General features: G+C 43.4%; 3 protein-coding genes. All 3 read left to right on the top strand.

Annotation, left to right across the window (positions count from 1 at the left end):
• Positions 1–456, top strand: a 456-nt coding sequence (locus Q0605_RS08940) for a WG repeat-containing protein (protein ID WP_298706334.1), incomplete at its 5' end; no start/stop codon positions are given.
• Between the two features lie 315 nt (positions 457–771).
• Positions 772–2,265 carry an RNA ligase gene (locus Q0605_RS08935; RefSeq protein ID WP_298706332.1) on the top strand — a complete coding sequence of 498 codons (1,494 nt, stop codon included), beginning with the start codon at positions 772–774 and terminating at the stop codon, positions 2,263–2,265.
• Positions 2,266–2,347: 82 nt separating this feature from the next.
• Positions 2,348–2,944 carry a phosphoesterase gene (locus Q0605_RS08930; protein WP_298706330.1) on the top strand — a complete coding sequence of 199 codons (597 nt, stop codon included), beginning with the start codon at positions 2,348–2,350 and terminating at the stop codon, positions 2,942–2,944.
• Positions 2,945–3,039: the final 95 nt, after the last annotated feature.

The following is a 3,039-nucleotide window of genomic DNA, read 5'->3' as shown; positions in this document are numbered from 1 at the left end:
AACGTCGTTATAGAGCCTAAATTTGAATTAGCGTCGCTCTTTAGCGAAGGGCTAGCGGCCGTAAAATCGGGCGGCAAATGGGGCTTCATAGACAAAAGCGGAAATTTCGCGATAGAGCCACGTTTTGACGAAGTAAATAAATTTAAAGAAGAACGTGCCGTAGTGAGGGTCGGCGAGCTGTGGGGTATCATAGATAAAAGCGGTAAATTTATCCTTGAGCTACAAAAATTCGACTATATATTTGACGAGTTTTACGGCGGAATGTTAAATTTCAGGGTAAATAGAAAAAGCGGTTGCCTAGACATAGACGGCAAGGTCGCCATAGAACCGATATTTGACGACATATCTGTTTTTGAGGGCGACGTGACGGCCGCCAAAATAGACTACAAAAGCGTGTTTATCGATAAAAAGGGTCGAATTTTGCCTATTTCTTACTACTTTGAGATAGAAGATTGAGGTAAATTTGCGACGGTTTTGGCAAACGCTTTGCTTTTTTTTAAACTAACGAGCTACATTCAGTCGCTAAATTTCTCGCCTTTATGTCACATAAAGCCCAATAGACCTATTTTGCCAAAAAAATAACGTAAATTTAATTTTTACAATACGAGTTAAATTTAAAAATTTACATACTAAATTTTATCGCAGGCAATAAAACTTCGGTTGTCTTAATTTACTTTCATTCGTATTTAACTTTTGCCTTAAATTTTGCACATGATAGCAAAATATACAAATTTCAGGTAGAATATCGCCACATAAAATCAAGGCGGTAAAATGAGAAAATTTATAGTCGTTCGCGGACACGCGGGCTCTGGTAAAACGACTTTCGCAAAAGAGAAAATTAAAGAATTTAAAAACGAATATCCGCAGGCACAAATTTATCATCTGGAAAACGATATGTTTTTAACTGATGAGGCGGGGGTTTATACTTGGTCGCCGAAGCTTTTGGAGGATGCGAAGCGCAAGGTCGCACGCGAGATAAAGCAGGCGTATAAATTTGCTCTGGAAAACAAAGATAGAGACGTTCTTATCGTGCTTAGCAACGTGAGCGCGCGCACCAAAGAGCTGCTAAGCCTAAAAGAGCAAGCTGCCCAGAATGGATTTATTTTCGAATGCTTTAGAATGCAAAATTTCTTCGCCTCCGAGCACGGCGTCGATGAAGATACGGTAATAGCGATGTTTATCAAGGTCGCAAATAACAAAATAGAGGGCGAAATTTTGATCCCGCCCATCAATCCTATGAGCGAAAGCGTAGCGCAAAAGATCAAAGACGCGGCGGCTCTAAACAGGCGCGATCTGCCCTTTGATGCGGCGCAAAATACCTACGTAACGAAAAAATATATCGCCGCCACACAGGATAAAAGGCTCTGGAGTGCGCGTCAAAGCGAGCTTTATCCCGAGCTTCGCACCTACAAATACTCAAAACGCGTCTTTTTCAAAGCCGATTGGGATAAGGCGTTGCTTGAGATGCGCGGGCTCATAATGGACGAGAATCTAAATATCATCGTGCGTCCGTTTAAAAAGGTCTATAACTACTCGGAATTTACCTCGCGCAAAAGCCTTTATCCTATCGATATCACAGACGATACGCCCGTGCTTGCCGTGCGAAAGGTAAACGGCTTTTTGGGGTGTTGTACCTACGTAGATATCGGCGAAAGCGGCGCCAGCTTTAACCGCCGCGTCATCTACTCCACGACGGGATCGACCGATAGTAGATTTGCGCAGATGACGCGCGAGAACTGCTGCAAATTTGAAGAGATTTTCAAACGCTATCCAAATAAAACTTTTTTATTTGAGATCACCGACGAGAGCGATCCGCACATCGTAGAAGAGGAGCTCGGCGAGACTTTTATCGGACTTATCGACGCTAAAACCGGCGCGCAAGCAAGCGAATTTGAACTGGATAAAATCGCCGCAAGCACTGCCGGAGTGTTAAAAAGACCTTTTTATAAAGAGGGCGAGCAGTATCTAAAAACGAGCTTTTCGGAGCTTAAAAATATAGTCAAAGAGGCGAAATTCGAGGGCTTTATGGTGTATATCCCAAGCCAGAACGATTTTTGCTTTAAGATGAAAACGCCTTATTATCTCGTGAATAAATTTTTCGCTCGCAGTAAAAACGAGGCGCTTTCCGGCAAACTGGATAAAACCAAGCTCGATGAGGAATTTCACCCTTTAGTCGATCACATCAAAGCAAACGAGCGTGAATTCAAATCCCTTGACGAGCAGGGCAAGCTAGGCTTTATAAAAGAATTTTTAGAAAAAATTTAACGATTAGCGCGGATATTTGACGCCGTGCAAATTTACGTAAAGCTCAAATTTGATGCAGCGATTAAAGCTTAAAGGAAAAATGATGATATTTTTTACCTCCGATTTGCATTTTTATCACGCGAATATCATGAAATACTGCCCTAAATTTAGGGCTTTTAACGACGTAAGCGAGATGAACGAAAAGCTAATAGAGCTCTGGAATGCCGTAGTGGGGCCCGAGGATACGGTTTATGATCTGGGCGATTTTGCATTTTGTAATAAATTAAAGGATCTAAAAAGCGTCGCACGTAGGCTAAACGGCTCGCATGTGCTGATTTTAGGCAACCACGATACGCTCATCAGCCGAAACAAAGAAGCGCTGCTGCGCGAGCTAAAAGAGGACGGAAATCCTATTTTTAGCGATATCCTGCACTACAAGGAGCTAAATTTTGACGGCGGCGTGGGCGCGATGAAGGACGGCAAAGCGGGCATGAGCATCTGTATGTTTCACTATCCCGTAGAGGAGCACAACCACGCCTCGAAAGGCTCTTTTATGCTTCACGGACACTTGCACGACCGCGCTTCCAGCCTAGAGGGGCGCATACTAAACGTAGGCTTTGACTCGCACGGCAAAATTTTAAGCTTAGAGGAGATCGTGCAAATTTTAGGGCAAAAGGAGATTGCGGCAAGATATTCGTGATCCGGGCTAAACACGGACAGCCACAGCATTGATTTAAGCGCAGCCTGCCGCAATATCTTGCAAAAGCACCCGCATAATACGAGGATAGGCAAAGC

Origin of the sequence: uncultured Campylobacter sp., assembly GCF_938017705.1 — a bacterium.
Taxonomy (GTDB): Bacteria; Campylobacterota; Campylobacteria; order Campylobacterales; family Campylobacteraceae; genus Campylobacter_B.
Note: the sequence above shows the minus strand (reverse complement) of the source record. Positions and strands in the feature narration are given on the sequence as shown.

Bases quoted from the DNA above. Each gene is read 5' to 3' on its own strand.
- Q0605_RS08935 (WP_298706332.1), top strand. From the start codon at position 772: ATGAGAAAATTTATAGTCGTTCGCGGACACGCGGGCTCTGGTAAAACG.
- Q0605_RS08930 (WP_298706330.1), top strand. From the start codon at position 2,348: ATGATATTTTTTACCTCCGATTTGCATTTTTATCACGCGAATATCATG.